This is a genomic window from Flavobacterium silvaticum, assembly GCF_012911565.1.
GTDB lineage: Bacteria > Bacteroidota > Bacteroidia > Flavobacteriales > Flavobacteriaceae > Flavobacterium > Flavobacterium silvaticum.
Genome location: NZ_JAAMPU010000104.1, coordinates 174,754 through 192,486, shown reverse-complemented (window position 1 = coordinate 192,486; position 17,733 = coordinate 174,754). Strand labels below are relative to the sequence as shown.

The window sequence follows — 17,733 nt, the reverse complement described above, 5'->3', positions numbered from 1 at the left end:
ATCCTGCCGCCGCAACGCCCTAACCAATCACATCTGAACATTTAATTTGATTCGATAATTAACTTAAGTGAACGCGCTCATTATTTTTTCACCAAAAATTTGCAGAAAAAAATTATGGGACTTTCTGTTTTGGGTATTTTTCATACCGTAATTGGGGTTGTAGCCATTGGGGCTGCGTTGGTATCTTTGGTTCGATTTGGTAAAATTGATCTGGGATCTGTTTCTGGCAAAATCTATTTCTGGTTTACGACTGTGACATCACTGACGGCGTTGGGGCTTTCACGGAACGGAGGTTTCAACATTGGCCATGTGTTTTCGCTTTTCATTGTGGTGCTGATTACAATTGCTTACTATCTGAATCGCAAAAAAGGGTACGCTAAAAAGGCACGTTATTTTGAGAATTTCCTGCTGTCGTTTAGTCTATTTCTGTCTATGATTCCTACGGTAAACGAAACACTGACCCGGATTCCTGTAGGCAAACCTCTCGCAAAAGCTCCAACCGACCCAATAATAGCCCAAACATTACTTGTGTTTTTATTGCTGTTCGTAAGCGGATCTGTGTACCAGTTCATCAAACAAAAAAGGCTCAACCAGATAGACTAAGAGAGATTATGCGATAAATCTGCTAATTTTATTTCCGTTAAAGGAATGAGTGATATGATCGACATTTTAAAGGACAGGCTGATTTCATTTGCGGGAATGACTCTGGACGAAGTGTCCGTCAGTTTGCCCTATTGGCAAAACCGGACAATACCCAAAGGGGATTTCTACAACAAGCAGAATGTAGTGTGCAAAGACCTGGGAATCGTGGTCAAGGGAATTTTTCGTTTTTATCATTATGATCCGGAAACCGGCGAAGAAAAAAACATGTTCTTCTTCTCCCAGGGCCAGTTCATCGTGTCGTTCGGGAGTTTTATTTACCAGCATCCTTGCCGGTATTACATTGAAGCTTTGGAAGATGCCGAAATCATATACATTCCCTACAACTACCTCCAAAATATTTATTCCAGTCATGGGGCTTGGCAGCGTTTCGGTCGTATCCTGGCCGAACACTTTTTTATCCAGTCACAACGCCGTGCCGAAGAACTACTGTTCCTTACCCATGAAGAGCGATACGTAAACCTGCTCGCGGAACATCCGGAAATAGTGTCACGAATACCTGCCTTCCATATCGCTTCTTACCTCGGGATCAAAAACCAGTCGTTGAGCCGGATTCGGAAACGGATTGCCGATAAGCAACAGCAGTAATTGATTCAGATAGGTCAAAACAAAAAAGCTCCATTTTCCGGAGCTTCATTATTTTAATTCAGATACGTATCAGCGTTTGACAAATTTCAAGACGTTGTTTTCAATCCGCAAAAAGTAAATCCCGTGAGATAATGTACTCACATTTATCTTCGCCGGATTGTTTCCAAAGAATTCAATCAATTGATTGCTTACGGACTTTCCGTCAGCCGTAAAAATTTCTACCGATTTCGAACCATCCGAAATACCACTCCCTTTTACCAAATTGATTTCATGATCGGCCAATGTAGGGTATACCTGAAACTGTTTTTGACTCAAAGTAGCATCAGACAATACAACGTTGACCGTTGCGATATCGTCAACTACAAGCCTGCTGCCTAAAGTCGGTGAAGAAATTCCGTCAGTCATTGAAAAATCCACCCTCATAAAAGTAGGCACATCGTCAGACAGCAATTGGATCGGACTCCAGGCATACGTGTATTCCGAATGCGTTCCCGAAAGGTTCACCACCGCACTCCCGACAAGCCCACTCGAACTATTGAAAAGTTCAATCTTAGCCTGAGCGACATCGTTACCCATCGGAAAAAATTTATAGTAAAACCCAAGGCCTTCGACAACGGTTTCCGGTGTCATTTGATAACCTGCATTCCAACCGCTGGCCGTGGTGCTTCCCTGATCTTCATTAAAAAGAATCATTTTCCCCGGAACCACGACAGCGTCGGTGAGGTTGTAGGCATTCCGCAATTCCATGGCGCGGTTTCCGGTATGCGCCTCGTCTGTAAAAAAACAGTAATTGTATGTTCCTTCTTCATAAACGATTGTCGGGGTCGCGACAGACGGGCCGCCGTCAATCGGAATCGTAATACTGATTATAATTGGATTCGGACCCCAGAACCGGGTTTCATTTCCGTATCCGGTAAATTCCTCAAAGCTTGCATTCGGCACTTGTGCCCAAGAGAAAGCCGTGGCTGTAACTGCTAAAAACAAGTAAAGATTTTTCATAGCCTGTGTTTTTGATTAGTGATGAAACTGTCCGGCTAAATTATCCTGTCTCTTTCCAACAGCCTAAAAAACGAGGTGGACAAAAGGTAGACAATTTATAAATAGCTGGTGTAAATTGAGTATACACGGATTGTATCAAATGGAAAGAATGAAATCCGTAAGGTTGTCTTCTGTATTCAAACCGAGTTTTTTGCGGAGCCTGTACCGTGCCGTCTTGACACTATCGGGCGAAATATTTAAGATCGATGCCATTTCTTTTATCGACAGATTGAGCTTGATAAGCGCACACAACTTCAAGTCGTTCTGGCTGATTTCGGGATAATTGCTTTTGACTTTAGTGTAGAAATTCTTGTTGACGCTTTCAAAATATTTGTCGAAATCTTTCCAGTTAGTGTCAGATGACAGATTGGTGTTGACTATTTTGGTTAACCGGTCTTCCCACTGCGCCTCTTTTTGTTGCAAAACATTCCTGATTTCTTCCAGCAATTCGTTTTTCTGCAACATCTGGAAAGCCACGGCACTGAGTTGGCCTTCTTTGTATTCAAGATCATTTGTGAACTGAAGTTCCTTTAAAGACTTTTGGTCTTCGAGGGCCAAAACGAGTTCTTCCTTGGTCGCCAATAGTACTTTATCGCGTTTGTATATTCTGCGAAAAAACAAAAACACGATTATAAAAAGGAAAATTACGGTCGCGAGCAGGTAATTCGTCAGGCGCGAAACCTCTTTTTGTTTGGCGATCAATTCAAACTTGCGGTTTATTTCAGATACTTCAAATTGCACCTCGAGCTTTTTGGTCATCAGCTCTTTTTCAGATGATGAAACCGAATCTTTTATAGCAATGATTTTTTGCTGCAACCGACTGACTTCGACAAAATTGTTTTGCTTTTTTCGGACTCCAATCAATGCTTCTATTGCCTTTATTTCAAAGGTCTTATCTGAAAGTTGTTCCGATATGTTGCAGGCTTTTTCAAACAGGTTTTCGGCTTCTGATACCTTATTTTCCAATTCCAGATGCCATTTCCCAAGACCGATCAATGAAATGACTTCGGCCTGCTTATTTTGGGTTTGCTCCGATAATAGAAGCGCCTTTTTGAAATAATTTAAACTGACGGCTTTGCTTTTTTCGTCCATTGAAAGCATGCCGAGTTTGGAATATATGCCCGGCAGATACGCGATACTTTTTGATTTTTCAAACACCTCAAATGCGAGATGGTAAAATACTTTTGACGAATCTTTTTTGTTTTGAAGTTCGTATAATTCGCCAATGCTTCTGTAAGCCAATCCCAAAGTTGCATTGTCGTAATTGGTGCTTTGCAGATGATGCACAACTTCCTTGCTGAGTTTTAGTGCTGCTGTGTATTTTTTCTGGCGGCTGTAAATGGTGCTGATCAATTGCAGGCATTTGCTTCGCCCGATTGTCGCCCGATGCAAATCTGACTTTTCGAGTTTCTTATATTCAGAAAGTGCTTTTGTGGCGAATTGCAATCCGTTTTCAAGGCTTGATCCATACGAACAGATACCTAAGTAAAAATAGGATTCTGCAATATCGCCGATGTTGTTTTGGGCGATGGCAACGCGGTTCGCCTGCCAGAAATAGCCGAGCGCTTCCTTTTCATGGTCTTTGACAAGTTCGTTCCAGCCTTTCTCGATCGTGGGATTGCCAAAATCATTTCCAAAGCAAACGCCGGAAAAAAAGAAAACTAAAATCAACAACGGCGCTTTCAACCTCATGCTTCGATTGGTATGCAGCAAATGTAGATTTTTTGCTGAAAGTGCCGGATGTTGAGTGGTAAACAATAGGTAGACAATCCCAATTTACACGCACGCGTCAGGGATAGAAGCGGCATACTTTTGCAGCGTTCTTAAGCGCAAAAGATATAGCGGACAGCCCGACGGCGGCACACGGAAAGTTTCTTTTTATTCAATCGGTTTTGCCGCCGGGACGCCATCGAACTTCTTAAAAATGCTCGTAGCGGTGTGACCGCCAAATCCAAAGGTGTTATTAAGCGCATAATCAACTTTGGCCTTGATGGATTTCCCGAGGACGAGATTCAGTTGCGGGATCTTCTCATCGATTTCAATAGAATTGATCGTTCCCGGAATGATATCGTTCTTCACCGACAGCACCGAGATGATGCTTTCGACGCCACCAGCCGCGCCAAGTAAATGTCCCGTCATGGATTTGGTTGCGCTGATTTTTACCGGAAGATTCCCGAAAACCGTCTTGATCCCAGTCAATTCACTGATATCACCCTGACCAGTAGAAGTCGCGTGGGCATTGATGTAATCGATTTTTTCAGGTTCGATGTTGGCGTCTTTCAATGCGGCTGTGATTCCGGCGACAGCTCCGTATCCGTCAGGCGGCGTTCCGGTCAAATGATAGGCATCGGCAGCCATTCCGCCACCGGCGACTTCGGCATAGATAGTCGCGCCGCGGTTCAGGGCGTGTTCGAGTTCTTCAAGGATCAATGCACCTGCTCCTTCTCCGGCCACGAAACCATCGCGATCTTTATCGAAAGGTCTTGAGGCAGATTTAGGGTCATCGTTTCTTTTGGAAAGTGCGTGGGATGCATTGAAGCCACCGAAAGATGAAGGCGTGATGGCGGCTTCCGATCCGCCGGTGATGATAACATCTGCTTTGCCCAACCGGATTGTGTCGAAAGCGTTGATGAGTGCGGTGTTCGATGAGGCGCAGGCAGAAACCGTGGCGTAATTCGGGCCGTGCAATTTATGTCTAATCGAAATGGCGCCGGCAGCGATATCGACGATTATTTTTGGGATGAAAAACGGATTGAACCTCGGAGTTCCATCGCCAGAATAAAACTCTTGCAATTGCTCTTCGAACGTTCCGATTCCTCCGTAACCTGACGCCCAGATGACACCGATCCTTGTTCTTTCTGACTGATCCAAAGCTTCGAAATCAAGACCGGAATCTTTTATGGCTTCATCCGATGCGGCAATGGCATATTGGGTAAATAGATCGTATTTGCGGATTTGCTTGTGCTCGAAATATTTCGTCGGGTCAAAATCCCTGACTTCACATGCGAACTGCGTTTTGAACTTCGATGCATCGAATTTGGTGATGGGTGCGGCTCCGCTTTTTCCGTCTACGATATGCTGCCAGAATTCACTAACCGAATTCCCCAAAGGCGAAATAATGCCCAAACCTGTAACTACAACTCTTTTCATAATTTGATTATTTTATACCGATTGGTATTTTATTAGATAAAAAAATATCAGCTTAATTCTTCAATTGTTTTTTTGACCGATTGCATGATGGTTTTGATATGCGCCTCTTTTCCGGAAAGTTTTGAGATCATAACCGCGCCTTCTATGGTTGCAATCAGGGTCAGGGCGATACTTTCCGGATTGTCGATGTCTTTCCGGAACTCGCCTGCTTCCATTCCTTTCACAAGTAACGATTCGATTGTCTTTTTCCACGAAATCACAGCCTGGAATGCTTTCACTCGAAGCTCCGGATGCGTGTCATCTGAATCGATTGCCGTATTCAAAATAGGACATCCGCCCTTCTCCATCAGCTGGCTTTCAAACATCTTTTCATATCGGGACGGAAAAACCAGCAATTTCTCCCGATAGTTTTTTTTGGTTTCTATTTCCTGGTTGAAAGCGTCCTGCAATTGTTTTACGTTGTAGGCAAAAGCCTCGACTGCGACTTCGTCTTTATTGGAAAAGTTTCCGTAGATGCTTCCTTTAGTCAATCCCGTCGCTGCGGTAATGTCTTGCAAAGAAGTTCCTGCATAGCCTTTGGCGTTGAATATCGGGGCTGTTTTTTCTATGATAAACAGTCGGGTTTGTTCGGCTTTGCCCATTTTGGCATTGTTTGGATTGTTACCTGCAAAATTATACCAATCGGTATTATTCAGCAATTTATTTGGCGAATTTTTGTGATACATCTGTACACTAATATATTGCCGTGAAAAATCTGACCAAAAAATCTCCAGGCACAGTAGATCAGGCTGTATCTTTACACGCCGGAAATCGGGAAGTTATATTGCAAATTTTGACAAAAGTGTAACGCGTGACTTTTGGGCTTACCATACCTTTAAAATATGAATGCCAGACTAAAGACAATTATAGTAAAGACATTGAAATGGACGGGAATCGGAATCGGTTCTTTATTGTTGCTGATGTTCCTGTTGCCAATTTTATTTCCGGGCCAGATTGCCGAACAGGTAAAAGGATTCGCGAACAAAAAACTTACAGGTGAACTAAATTTCTCCAAAGCGCGCCTGTCTTTCTTTGACCATTTTCCATCACTTACGGTAACGCTTGACGACTTTTCCCTCAAAGGTTCCGCGCCTTTCCAGAAAGATACGTTGGTTGCGGCAGAAGACATTGGGTTTGGAATCAACCTCAAACGACTTCTTTTTGACGGCGAGATTGTAATCGATGAGATTTACGTGGGAAATTCAGATATTAACGTCAAGGTCAACGAAAAAGGCCAGGCCAACTATAACGTCTATATTTCAGATGATAATGCCCCGAAAGACACCGTTTCAAATACCTCATTGCGACTTGACAAGATTAAAATCTCACATTGCAACCTCAGGTATCACGATGCATCGGCGAAAATAGTGGTTTCGGCAGATGATTTCAATTATGTTGGAAAAGGCAGTCTGGACCAGGCGATTTTCGATCTGGCATCTGACGCTAAAATAGGTTCTCTCGATTTTGAATTAGATGGAGAACATTACCTGCTCAAAAAGAACCTTCAGGCAGAATTGCTGACACGTATCAACACCAATGCCCTTACTTTTTCCCTTCAACGAAACGACTTAAAAATCAACAAACTTCCCATCAACTTTAAAGGTGTTTTGAATATCCTTAAAAACGGATACGACATAGATCTTTCGGTCAAATCCATGGGAAGCGATTTTGAAGACCTGTTCACCGCGTTGCCGCCCGAATACATCACGTGGCTCGACAGTACAAAAGTCAAGGGTGAAATTGATATCGCGCTTACCATGAAAGGCCGATACGATGCCACAACGAACCGTCAGCCGACCATAAAATTCCACACGGCCGTTCGCGACGGTTATATCGAATACAAAAAAGCGCCGGTTGCTACATCTGACATCAACCTCAACCTCGATGCCATATTGCCATCGCTGAATCCGGAAGAACTCAGCATCAAACTGGATTCGCTGACTTTTAAATTGGGCAAAGAAAAATTCAGGTCTTACATCGCGATAAAAGGCATGGAAAATATGTCCGTCAAAGCGAGCCTGAAAGGAAAGCTCGACATGGAAACATTGGACAAATCCATCGGGCTCAAGAATATCGACATGAAAGGCTTGCTTATGGCCGATGTCAATGTGAATGGAATCTATAACGCCAAAGAACATTTGTTTCCAAAGACCAAAGGCCGTGTGTTGATCAAGTACGGATTTATCAAAACGGACTATTATCCGAACCCAATCACAAAAATCAACCTCGATATCAATGCCGAAAACACAAACGGAAAATACAGCGACACCTGGATCAAAATTTCTCCCGCAACGCTCACTTTCGAAGGCGAACCGTTTGATTTGAATGCCACGTTCAGCAACCTCGACGATGTTGCTTATGATGTGTCTGCGAAAGGACTCGTAAACGTTGGAAAAGTCTATCGTGTATTTGCACAGAAAGGAATCGATGTGGATGGAATGATCCGTGCCGATTTGCGTCTAAAAGGCCGCCAGAGTTATGCGACCAACGGAGAATTTTCAAAACTCGATAACCGCGGAACATTGGAAGTCAGGAAAATCAAGGCTTCGATGGAAAGTTTCCCGAAATCATTTTTGATTGAAAACGGCTTGTTCACGTTCAAACAACAGGACATGAATTTTGACAGTTTCAATGCGACTTACGGGCAAAGCGATTTCAATTTGAACGGAAAGCTCGTCAATGCCATCAATTACTTTTTTGAAAAGCATGCAACGCTCCACGGCAATTTCGTACTGAATTCAAAATACATCAACGTCAATGAATTCATGGCTTTGAAACCAGGTAATAATCCAAAGGAAAAAGCAGAGACAAAAGCAGCCGAATCAGTTGCTCCAAGTTCAAGCGGCGTTGTGGTGTTACCGACGAACCTCGATGTTTCTCTTACCGCCAATGCCCAAAAGATTACATACGACAAATTCAACCTGGAAAACCTTCGCGGAACTGTGGGCATAAGTAAAGGTCAATTGACGTTTCGCGGAACGCAGATCGACATTATAGGCGCCACATTAAATCTCGATGGCATGTACGACGACGAATCGGCGCTAAAAGCCGGTTTCGACTTGCGTTTCCAGGCCAAAAATTTCGACATTCAACGCGCATTCAAAGAAATCGAGATGTTCAAGGAACTGGCTACATCGGCCGGAAATGCACAGGGAATTATTTCGGTCGACTACAAACTCAAAGGCGTGCTCGACGGCAATATGAATCCGGTTTACAATTCGCTTGAAGGCAACGGTGTGGTTTCGCTCAAAAAAATCAAAGTCAAAGGATTGAAATTGTTCAGCGGACTGAGCCAAAAAACAGGTTCCGACGGAATAAACGATCCCGATCTTTCAAAAGTCGATATCAAGACACACATCAAAGACAACGTGATTTTTGTGGACGAGACCAAAATGAAAATCGCTTTGTTTAGATTGAAATTCGAGGGAAAAACCAGCTTCGATGGCCAACTGGCATTAAAAATCCGACTAGGGCTTCCGCCTTTGGGATTGATTGGAATTCCTTTGGCCGTTACAGGAACGCAATCTGACCCTAAAATAAAAGTGTTCAGTAAAACCACCGATGAAGTTCCGCAGTCTGAATACAAAGGAAAAGATGTCATTACCCAACCACAAGGTGCCGTAACGCCGGTCACGACAGAAGAGTCAAAAAATCCCGAAGTAAAAGACAAGGATAAACCATGAAAGTAATCGTCACGGGAGCCACCGGAATGGTAGGTGAAGGCATTTTGTTTGAATGTCTGGAAAATCCCAAAATTTCAGAAATCTTATCTATTTCGAGAAAATCGTACGGCATCCAAAATCCAAAAGTAAGGGAATTGATCGTGCCCGATTTTACTAAACTCAGCGATTTTGCAACCGATATTTCAGGTTATGACGCCTGCTTTTTTGGAGCGGGAATCAGTTCGGTTGGAATGAACGAGGAAAAATTCACCCAGATTACGTATGATACGACGCTCGCATTTGCAAAATCAGTGCTCTCAGTGAACGATTCCATGTGTTTTTGTTACGTATCCGGAAGCGGAACCGACAGAAACGGAAGACTCATGTGGCAACGTGTCAAGGGAAAGACCGAAGACGATTTGGCAAATCTCGGATTCCGCAGTGAATTCAACTTCCGGCCCGGCGTGATGCTTCCGTTCGAAGGCCAGAAAAACTGGAAATGGATTTATAAAGTGCTGACGAAAATCATCCAGTTATTTGCTTCCAAAAGTGTGTTGACATTGGCCGAAGTTGGCAAAGCGATGATAAAAGTATCCGAATCCGGTTATTCCAAAACCAACCTTGAAATTTCAGACATAAAAAAACTGGCCACAGCTTGATTTACAACACATAACTCAAAAAGAACGACCGGATCATTTCAACACCTTTGAACCGTCGCTTTTTCTTTGGAATCACAGGTTCGATCGGAGCTTCGGACGCATCGCTTTCGTCCATTTCAAGTGCCATTTCCGCCTCTTCTTCTGCCGACAATAGTTTGGGCAGATCCATATTTTCTATCTTTTCGATCAGCAGTTTTTTGTCGACGGGTTTGGTCAGGTAATCATTGGCGCCTAATGCGTATGCGCGTTCTTTGCTTTCGGGCGTGATGTCTGCCGTGATGACGATTATCGGGATGGTTGTATATTTTGCTCCGGCTTCACCTTTTCGGATGGCATCGGTCGCTTCGTATCCGTCCATAACCGGCATCTGCAAATCCATAAGCACTAAATTGAATTGTTCGTTTTGCATCATCCGCAGACATTCGGAACCGTCGTTCGCGATACTGAAAGTGGTATCAGGAAGTGTTTTGAGTATCATTTTCATGACCATCTGATTCATCGCGTTGTCTTCTACGATCAGGATATTTCGTGAACCGATGGTTTTTGTAGGCAGATGTTCCAATTTTACGGGTTCACACACAACATCGTAATCGAGGATTACGCGACAGGTTGTTCCTTTGCCGACTTTACTTTTTATGTCGATTTTTCCACCGTGCAAATCGACCAATGCCTTGACAATACTGAGCCCTATGCCGAATCCGCCGAATTTGCGCTTGTTGTCGAAATTGCTCTGTGAAAACAGTTCGAAGACACTTTCGAGTTTTTCTTTTTCTATCCCGGTTCCAGTGTCTTTTATGACAAATTCCAAACGTATTTTCCCATCGATAATCTGATGCGAAACGTTGAATTTCACCTTACCTGAATTCGTGAATTTGAGTGCATTTCCAAGCAGGTTGTACAGCAGTTGTTCCAATCGTCTTTCATCACCCGACACACGGATTTCAGGTGCTATTGAACTTTCAAATTTGAATTTGAGTCCTTTGTCTTTGTGCTGCTTTTTCATTGCTCTGGCCAATTTCGCGAGCACATCACTGAGTCGGAATTCGCCTTTTTCCAATTGGAGTTCGCCTTTTTCGATACGTGAAAAATCAAGGATGTCGTTCACGGAAGATATCAATCCGTATGAGGCATAACGTATGACCTCACAATCTGCTTTGATTTTTGGATCGTTGCTGTCCTGTTCCATAGCACTCGCCAAACCCAGGATTGCATTTAATGGTGTACGCAATTCATGGCTCATGTTCGAAAGGAAGAAGGATTTGACCTCGTTCATTTCTTCGGATTTTTGTAATGCCGCTGCCTGAAGTTCTTCTTTTTTGGTTTTGAGTATCCGGATTTTGTTCGCCATCGATAAGGATAGCGCGATGATTTCAAGACCGATTCCGGGTTTGGTTACATTGTCCATCGAGAAACCGTCCGGCATGATGCCAAAGTTCATCAGTACGGCAAGGATGATGCACCCGAACAAAATCAAGATGCCGCTCAGGTAGAACGGATCTACTTTCTGCCGACGGAAAAACATGGTGCCAATAGTCACGAAAATCAATCCGATTCCCAAAACAGTCAACATATTTATGATTGGGTACGAATAGTTGAGAAAATCCGGGAATAGAATCACCGCGACAAACGCCACCGAAAGAAAGGCATACAAATATTGGAAACACCGATAGATTTTTGGATTGTTTTCCCTTATTTCAAGCGCCATCGTGCTATACTTTCCAAAGAAATAACAACTTAAGATAGCCGACAGAATTACAATATGAAGACTCAGCCAGGAATTACCGCGACCGATGTATTCGTGGTAGAAACCGTCAAGCGCGAACTGACAAAATCCCATAAACGTGACATAAAGCGAATAATGCAGGAAAATGGATTCCTTCAGCGCGAAGTAGAAAAAGAAATAAGTAAGCGCGATGACCAACAATATTCCGTAGAAAACCCCCATGATTAACTGATCGTAATAGGTATTTTCCAACATCATTTTCTGGCTGATGAGTTTTAGCGGCAAACTGTTTTTTTCGCCGTCGTTTCGGATTTCCATCAAGACACTTTTCTGTTCGCCCGGTTTTAACCTGATTTCAAACAATGTGCGTCGGTTGGCCACGCTTCTTTTGTAAAATTCAAGGTTGTCACCACTTTGCTGGATTTCCGGATTCGATATATTGCTTTTGAGATAAAGATTTACATTGTCGGTTACAGGCTCCGCTGTTTCGAGGTAATATAACAGAGGTGAATCTGTAGCATTTTTGAGAGAGAACCTGAGCCAGAAATTTTCATCTGTAAAACCAAGGTTTCCCAATTCACCCGATAATTTGTTGAAAGTTATATTGTCATTTTCAACTTCTTGGACAGATAACAATTTATTGCCCGCATTGGCAATAGAGGCATATTCCAGAATGGAAATTTCCTCGGGCAGTGTTTTTTGTTCCAGCGTGAATTGTGCATGCACAGACCCAAAACAAAAAACTACAGCTATAGCGTAGATAATGTTTCTCAAGATGTTTGTTTTTGGTTAGACTTGGGGAAGTCTTTAAAAGATAAAAAGACGATTTTATCGACTAATTACACTTTTAGCAAACAATAGTAAGAAATTTCTTTTTATGAAACAAAAAACATTTCAGTTTTATAAAAGAAAAAATTATTCAGGTTCAACTCATTATTGTAATTTGGAGCTAAAATTCAACCTATGATTTTTGGACAAGTGCCCAATCCGGGCGAAGTAGATTTTACGTTACCACCAGATTCTCCCGAAACAAAACGTGTTTTGAAAACACGTAAAAAAGAACAGCCGTTCGAAGTGTTTATCGGTTGTGCGAAATGGAATAAATCTGATCTCAAAGGATTTTATCCGCGAGGTACAAAAGATGAACTTACGTATTATTCGACACAATTCAATTCGATAGAACTCAACGCGACTTTCTACGGAATGCCAGATTGGAAGCAGGTTGAAACCTGGAAAGACAAAACACCGGAAGGTTTCAAATTCTTTCCCAAACTGACCAATACGATTTCGCATTTCAAGCGACTCATTGAAGTCAGGGAAGTTGTCGATACGTTTTGCAATGCCATCAGCAATTTCGACGACAAACTCGGAATGGCTTTTTTGCAGCTTCACGATAATTTTAAACCGAAGGATTTTACACGTCTGGAAAAGGCTTTGCGCGAATTTCCAAAAGGTGTTCCCCTGGGTGTAGAAGTCCGGAACAATGAATGGTTTAGTGACATCGAAGCCAAATCAAAACTTGAAAACCTTCTCGAACAACTTGGCATGAGCAACATTATTGTAGATACGGCCGGAAGACGCGATATGCTCCATATGCGATTGACTAACGACGCGGCTTTTATCAGATACGTAGGTGCAAATCATCCGACAGATATACAACGACTTGACGATTGGGTCGAACGGATCAAACAATGGCGGCCCGAAGGATTGAATAAACTGTATTTTTTCGTCCACCAGAATATCGAACTCGAGTCGCCTTTGCTGGCAACGCATTTCATTGAAAAAATGAATGCCGCATTCGGTTTGAAAATCCATATTCCGCAGCGCCAATCAACTCAACAAAGTAGTTTGTTCGAATAAAAAAAGCCCCACAATTGGGGCTTTGTTTTTAATTAACCTTTGAATGTCCTGGTCGGATCCATTGCTTGTTCTATTGGCTTGAGCTCCTTGACTCCGAATCCGCGTTCCCGAATTACTTTGAAAAGAGCGAAGACAGTTTCCGGTGTCATATCTTTCCCAATTACACGAACAATTGCAAAACCGTTGTCATGTTGTTTACCGAAAAGAACCAACTCATCTATATGTTCATCGTTTCCGACATAAGATATCATTCCACCGTCTTTTCCGGAATTGACATGCATCAATTCCTGATATTGCGAATCTTGAGTAAGGAACTTTTTGATTTTTGTTGTTTCAGATTTATAGAATGCTGCAGGGATACTATCGGAATGATAGGCAATTACATTCAATTTTTCAACACCTTTCAATGCCTGTTGTTCGTTCGAAGTCAAATTTGATGTGGCAGGTTTGAACATCGACGGATTGAAATCTACCGAAAAATAATCCGGTTCCTGTGACTTGGTCACCATATATTCCTGAAGCGTTTTGTCTTCACGTTTGGCACATGATAGAAACAGGCAAGTCACCAAAAACAGCAGTACTGATTTCATAATTTATTTTTTTCCTTTTGGACCTTTTGGACCTTTGCTTCCTTTTGATGCTTTGTTGAGTTTGTCCCCGCCGGGAAATTTCATTTCTTCGGTAAGGGTTGAAACATCGTTCAGGTCAAAATTCCCAGTCAAAGATAACAACACTGTGTCTTGTTTGCCAGCTGTCCCATCAATGAACATAAACAACTCGCGCACGTTGGTATCAGAAGTACCGGTTTTCACCATAATCTTGATGTTCTGGCCGTTTTCCGTGACGCGCATCAACTCTTCAAGTCCTGAGGTTTTGATGTAACCGTCTGCAGTGGCTTTCATTTCTTTGCTCACTGCAACACTTTTGGTGGTAAACACTTTAAGACTTGTCAGTTTCTTGACCAGGTCGAGGAATTCCTGGGATTCGTCACTTTTTGCGCTTCCCATCATCTTGAACATTTTTGGAGTGACGACTACGGTGGTGACATCGTCCTGTCCGTCGAATTTATCAAAAGCTGTCTGCCCAAAGAAAAGGATTGGCATCAGCATCAGTGCGATTGTTAAAACTACTTTTTTCATGGTTTTTGGATTGATTAATTTTTAAATATTACGTTTTTTGATTGTTCGTATTCATTGAGGTAATTCACGCTTTCCATTCCGGTATTGACTTTGGAAGAAAGCAAGTCGAGTGCTTTTCTGGTTTCCCTGAGCGCTACTTCGGGATCGTCGAAAGTTCCGAGTTCACTTGTTTGCGGCGGCGTTTGGTTTTGCCAGCCATATATTCCGACTCCAAGTAATAATACAGCGGCTGCAGCTGCCGGAATCCACGTACGACGACGTTTTTTTGTGTCAGAAATTCTGAAATTCTTTTCCGGAACTACAGATCGTTGGTCTTCAAAATAGCCGAACATCGATTTGTATTCCTCAAATTCAGGTGAAACAGCGTTGTTCCTAAAATAGTCCGCGAGGCTTTTTTCTTCTTCCACAGACGTCATCGCGTCCATGTACTTCTCAAGCAAGCTCTTTATTTCATGCGATTCCATAGGCGTGTGTTTTTGTAATGAATTCCCTTATTTGTTTGCGTGCCCGTGAAAGTGCTACGCGTATTGCCGTTTCGTTCATTTGAAGCATTTCGGCAATTTCAGTGTAATCGTACTGTTCGATGTCTCGCATCTGGACGATTATTTGTTGTTGTTCAGGTAACGAAGCGATTGCTTTTTCAACCCAACTCCAGTTGTCCCTGTCTTCCACCTGTGTTTGAAGTGGCGCCTCGCGGTCTTTGTAATTGTTATGGACGATACTCAGATTTCCGGCTCTTTTACTCCTCAACTGGTCGAGGCAATAATTCTTTGTCATGGTCATCGCGAGTGCTTCCACACTTTGGTATTCGCGAAGTCCGTCGTTCTTGTTCCAGAGTTTTATGTAGACTTCCTGGGTTGCGTCTTCTGCCTCCTGGACGCTCACCAAAAGGCGGCGTGCAAGCCGGAAAATCTTGTTCCGGAAAGGTTCGATCAGTTTTAAGAACTCGATTTGTTCCATGATAGCTTTCGCTTGTTTTAAGTCCTGACGGAAGTCGTTACAATTTGTAACACGCAACCCACGTTTTTTTTTATAAATTTACTCAGGATGCCTGTAAGGTATCTGCTAATGAAAAAATTGCAATGAAAAAAAGTATCTACTTCCTGCTTGGCCTATTGGTCTTAGGAGGAATACAAGCATGCCAGGAAGACGATTCCTATCACGTTCCTGACGATATCAAAGTCCAGAACTTTGTATGGAAAGGCCTCAACCTATATTATCTGTGGCAGACAGACGAGCCGGATTTAGCCGATGACCGGTTCGCCAATCAGGATGAACTTAATACTTTCCTGCGCCAGTACCCAGTTCCGGAAAATTTATTCGAACATTTACTTGTTGACCGATCGATTGACCGATTCAGTGTCATATTCAGTGATTATCGCGAACTCGAAGGCATTTTGTCCGGAACGACAGAAAACAACGGGGTCGATTTTTCACTCCGGTACAAGCCCGGAAGCACGACTGAAATTTTCGGTTGGGTCAGATACATCCTTCCAAATTCCAACGCATCGACGCAAGACATCCAACGTGGTGACTTGTTCACTACAGTCAATGGTACACAACTTACGGTGGACAATTACCAGCAACTACTCGCAAACACGAGCTACACACTTGGCCTTGCCGATTATGATGGTGGAAACATCACAGCAAACGGACAGTCGGTTTCACTTACAAAAGGCGTACTTTCCGAGAATCCGGTCTACATCCATCAAACCTATGATTATCCCGGCCATAAAATTGGATATTTGATGTATAACGGATTCTACCCCGATTACGACAATCAGCTCAATGCTGCTTTTGCAGGTTTTCAATCGGCGGGAATTTCAGATCTCGTGCTTGATTTGCGATACAATTCAGGCGGCTCAGTCCAAACCGCAACGTATCTGGCGAGCATGATTACGGGGCAATTTACAGATCAGGTTTTTGCCAAGGAACAATGGAATGCAAAACTCATGGATTATTTTAATCAGAATGGTTCAGAAGATATCATCAATCGTTTCACAACTTCAATAGATAATGGTCCTGCCATCAATTCACTGAACCTGAGTAAAATCTACATCATAACCTCGGGCAGTACGGCTTCGGCCAGCGAACTTATAATCAATGGTCTGGCACCTTATATAAATGTGGTGCAGATTGGAGACGATACCGTAGGCAAAAACGTGGGATCAGTCACTTTATATGATTCCGAAAATTTCCAGAAAGAAGGCGCGGATCCGTCACATTATTACGCCATGCAGCCAATTGTTTTAAAGATTGTCAATAAGGATGGCTTTGGCGATTATACCAACGGACTTGATCCGGATATCGATCAGGTAGAAGATATTTCCAACCTTGGAATTCTCGGAGACACATTGGAACCACTTTTGAGTACGGCTATCAATACCATCACGGTCAGTGGAAGACGCGCTGTGGTTGAACCAGAAATAATTTTCAGGAAATTCAGCGATTCAAAATCGATGGACGGATTGCGGGATCAGATGTATTCCAACAAAATTCCGCCGATGCACCGAAAGTTTTAAAATCCACACACAGGCAATTAAGTCAATTTAGTTTGCGTTATCAATTCAACCTTAAATCTCAAACCATGAAAACAAACCTCAAATTGCTTTTGGCTTGCGCGATACTTCCGGCACTTGCCTTTATCCAGAAACCTGTTAAGGAACGTGAACATCTCAAAGTAGTCATTGATGCCGGCCATGGCGGAATTGATTTTGGCGCACAGCACGATGGCCTTCTCGAAAAAGACATTGTCGCCGGAATCAGTTCCAAAATCCTTGAATTGAGCAAAGGCCGCGAAATCGACATTTACCTTACTCGTGAAAACGACGATTATGTAAAGCTTGACGACAGGACACAAAAAATCAACGGCATAAAACCGGACGTTGTAGTATCACTCCACATCAATGCGAGTGAAAACAGTCAGAAATCAGGAACCGAATTTTACATCGCCAAAGAAAGCAACTATAAAAAACAGTCCCAGGAATTGGCCGAAAGATTAGGTTACAGATTCGGGACTATACTGAACCGCGCCGTTCCAAAAATAGATGAAGCTCCTTTTCATGTCTTGAAAAAATCAGAAGCGCCATCTATGATCATCGAACTGGGTTATGTGACGAATGAAGCCGACCGAAAGTTCCTGACCGATGAAAATTCGCAGCAACAAATCGCAAAGACACTCGTCGATTTTATGGACGATCTTCCGCAGAAATAAT

Annotated in this window: 16 protein-coding genes; 7 read left to right on the top strand and 9 right to left on the bottom strand. The window is 42.8% G+C overall.

Annotated features, from left to right (window positions below; genetic code table 11):
- Nucleotides 1-114 precede the first annotated feature (114 nt).
- Nucleotides 115-603, top strand: coding sequence for a hypothetical protein (locus G6047_RS08930; protein WP_169527261.1), 489 nt, complete (start codon nt 115-117; stop codon nt 601-603).
- Nucleotides 604-657: 54 nt separating this feature from the next.
- Entirely contained in the window at nt 658-1,248 is a 591-nt protein-coding gene (locus G6047_RS08925) for a Crp/Fnr family transcriptional regulator (RefSeq protein ID WP_211165413.1), read from the top strand.
- A gap of 69 nt (nt 1,249-1,317) precedes the next feature.
- Here the strand turns inward: G6047_RS08925 and G6047_RS08920 are convergent, their stop codons facing one another.
- From G6047_RS08920 to G6047_RS08905, 4 genes are all read right to left on the bottom strand, one after another.
- Nucleotides 1,318-2,247, bottom strand: a complete 930-nt coding sequence (locus G6047_RS08920) for a T9SS type A sorting domain-containing protein (protein ID WP_169527259.1) — start codon at nt 2,245-2,247, stop codon at nt 1,318-1,320.
- Nucleotides 2,248-2,382: 135 nt separating this feature from the next.
- Nucleotides 2,383-3,978, bottom strand: coding sequence for a transcriptional regulator (locus tag G6047_RS08915; protein ID WP_169527258.1), 1,596 nt, complete (start codon nt 3,976-3,978; stop codon nt 2,383-2,385).
- A gap of 186 nt (nt 3,979-4,164) precedes the next feature.
- Entirely contained in the window at nt 4,165-5,436 is a 1,272-nt protein-coding gene (gene fabF, locus G6047_RS08910) for a beta-ketoacyl-ACP synthase II (RefSeq protein ID WP_169527257.1), read from the bottom strand.
- Nucleotides 5,437-5,483: 47 nt separating this feature from the next.
- Nucleotides 5,484-6,161, bottom strand: a complete 678-nt coding sequence (locus G6047_RS08905; protein WP_235946523.1) for a TetR/AcrR family transcriptional regulator — start codon at nt 6,159-6,161, stop codon at nt 5,484-5,486.
- Between the two features lie 156 nt (nt 6,162-6,317).
- Between G6047_RS08905 and G6047_RS08900 the strand changes: the two genes are divergently transcribed.
- Both G6047_RS08900 and G6047_RS08895 read left to right on the top strand, forming a co-directional pair.
- Nucleotides 6,318-9,158 (top strand): AsmA family protein, encoded by a 2,841-nt coding sequence (locus G6047_RS08900; protein ID WP_169527256.1) that lies wholly within the window; start codon nt 6,318-6,320, stop codon nt 9,156-9,158.
- On the top strand, nt 9,155-9,796 hold the full coding sequence (locus G6047_RS08895) for an NAD-dependent epimerase/dehydratase family protein (RefSeq protein ID WP_169527255.1): 642 nt from the start codon (nt 9,155-9,157) through the stop codon (nt 9,794-9,796). Before G6047_RS08900 ends, G6047_RS08895 begins: the two co-directional genes overlap by 4 nt.
- 1 nt (nt 9,797) lies before the next feature.
- Here G6047_RS08895 and G6047_RS08890 read toward each other — a convergent pair whose 3' ends face one another.
- A complete protein-coding gene (locus G6047_RS08890) occupies nt 9,798-12,293 on the bottom strand; it encodes a hybrid sensor histidine kinase/response regulator (protein WP_169527254.1) in 2,496 nt (831 codons plus the stop codon).
- 189 nt (nt 12,294-12,482) lie between these two features.
- Here G6047_RS08890 and G6047_RS08885 point away from each other — a divergent pair, with 189 nt between their 5' ends.
- Nucleotides 12,483-13,379, top strand: coding sequence for a DUF72 domain-containing protein (locus tag G6047_RS08885; RefSeq protein WP_169527253.1), 897 nt, complete (start codon nt 12,483-12,485; stop codon nt 13,377-13,379).
- A gap of 32 nt (nt 13,380-13,411) precedes the next feature.
- Here G6047_RS08885 and G6047_RS08880 read toward each other — a convergent pair whose 3' ends face one another.
- The 4 genes from G6047_RS08880 to G6047_RS08865 are packed head-to-tail and all read right to left on the bottom strand — an operon-like array spanning nt 13,412 to nt 15,478.
- Nucleotides 13,412-13,969: a DUF4252 domain-containing protein gene (locus tag G6047_RS08880; protein ID WP_169527252.1), complete on the bottom strand. Its 558-nt coding sequence runs from the start codon at nt 13,967-13,969 to the stop codon at nt 13,412-13,414.
- Between the two features lie 3 nt (nt 13,970-13,972).
- Nucleotides 13,973-14,518 (bottom strand): DUF4252 domain-containing protein, encoded by a 546-nt coding sequence (locus tag G6047_RS08875; protein ID WP_169527251.1) that lies wholly within the window; start codon nt 14,516-14,518, stop codon nt 13,973-13,975.
- A gap of 14 nt (nt 14,519-14,532) precedes the next feature.
- Complete coding sequence (locus tag G6047_RS08870) at nt 14,533-14,982, bottom strand: hypothetical protein (protein WP_169527250.1); 450 nt, start codon at nt 14,980-14,982, stop codon at nt 14,533-14,535.
- On the bottom strand, nt 14,969-15,478 hold the full coding sequence (locus G6047_RS08865) for an RNA polymerase sigma factor (RefSeq protein ID WP_169527249.1): 510 nt from the start codon (nt 15,476-15,478) through the stop codon (nt 14,969-14,971). Before G6047_RS08865 ends, G6047_RS08870 begins: the two co-directional genes overlap by 14 nt.
- 122 nt (nt 15,479-15,600) lie before the next feature.
- On the opposite strand from G6047_RS08865, the gene G6047_RS08860 reads away from it, so the two are divergent.
- The gene (locus G6047_RS08860) at nt 15,601-17,040 is read left to right on the top strand and encodes a S41 family peptidase (protein ID WP_169527248.1); all 1,440 of its coding nucleotides are present in this window, start codon (nt 15,601-15,603) and stop codon (nt 17,038-17,040) included.
- 65 nt (nt 17,041-17,105) lie between these two features.
- Nucleotides 17,106-17,732 (top strand): N-acetylmuramoyl-L-alanine amidase family protein, encoded by a 627-nt coding sequence (locus G6047_RS08855; protein WP_169527247.1) that lies wholly within the window; start codon nt 17,106-17,108, stop codon nt 17,730-17,732.
- The last annotated feature ends 1 nt before the right edge of the window (nt 17,733 follow it).